Raw genomic sequence first — 712 nt, forward strand, 5'->3', positions numbered from 1 at the left:
AACGTGGGGAGACAGTGAGACGCGGCCCGCCCGGGCGTCCCCGGACCGGCCGCGTCATTCGTGACCGGGCGGCTGTCCCCTGCTGACCGGCCACAGCACCGGAGCGAGGTCCCACGACGGCCGTCTCACCTCGTCGGAAGAACGTCCGTCTCATCGCTCCAGCGGTGCCACCCCAACTGCCGCCGAGTCTCCAGCGTCCATCGGGGACACTCCACTCAACGAAGTCCGCGGCGGCCGGTCACGCGTCGTACGGGTGACGGCCGCCGATCCGCGCGGTACGCGGTCCGGGCGTCGGCGGCCAGGTATCCGGGCCCGGTCCGGGCGTCGTCGGTTCGGCCCGGCGTGGGCTGCCCGGGCCCGGCGTGGGCGGTCCGGGTCCGGTGGCGGAGGTTCAGATCCGGCCCCGGGAGAGTTCGAGCAGGGTCATGGCCAGCGAGGTGCCGGGCCGGCCGAGCTCCGCGCGGAACCGTCCGAGGATCTCCATCTCGCGGGACAGGTGCACCCGCCGTCCGCCGGTGGTGATGCGGGCCTGCTGGATCCGGGCCGACACGTCGACCCGTTCCCTGACCAGCGCGATGATGCGGTCGTCGAGCGCGTCGATCCGCTGCCGGGCGTCGCTGATCAGCACGGCGGCCTCCGCCTCGGAGAGCGGCCCGGAGCCGCCCCCGGACCGGCCCGCCGCCCCGTCCACCGGGCCGGCGGCGGGGTGGAC

Annotated in this window: 1 protein-coding gene; it reads right to left on the bottom strand. The window is 75.4% G+C overall.

Annotated features, from left to right (window positions below):
- Positions 1 to 391: 391 nt before the first annotated feature.
- Positions 392 to 691: a chorismate mutase gene (locus tag ACYVE9_RS29550; RefSeq protein WP_461030941.1), complete on the bottom strand. Its 300-nt coding sequence runs from the start codon at positions 689 to 691 to the stop codon at positions 392 to 394.
- Positions 692 to 712: the final 21 nt, after the last annotated feature.

The organism is Streptomyces sparsus, from assembly GCF_054776295.1.